1 protein-coding gene is annotated in these 252 nt (G+C 39.3%); it reads left to right on the top strand.

Annotation, left to right across the window (positions count from 1 at the left end; genetic code table 11):
• On the top strand, positions 1-252 hold a 252-nt coding region (locus tag AAEY78_RS14155), incomplete at both ends, for a hypothetical protein (RefSeq protein ID WP_352340041.1).

Raw genomic sequence — 252 nt, forward strand, 5'->3', positions numbered from 1 at the left:
GTATTATACACCTGCGTAATAAAGACATAACACCGCCAAAAAGTGACTTTGTGCTTGATATAAAAGAAGACGCAAACCAAATACACGAAGCTGATAGGCTTACAAAAATAGTCTCTATTGATTATCAAATATACCGACAAGAGGTTGAAAAAACACTCACCCCGTTATTTGAAACCGACAGCGTTCTGCAAAAAATTCGCAATGGCGAACAAGTAACCGAAGCCGACTTAGCGCAATTAAGCTCGTTAGTGC

The sequence above is a fragment of the Psychrobacter sp. 16-MNA-CIBAN-0192 genome, from assembly GCF_040309565.1.
Taxonomy (GTDB): Bacteria; Pseudomonadota; Gammaproteobacteria; order Pseudomonadales; family Moraxellaceae; genus Psychrobacter.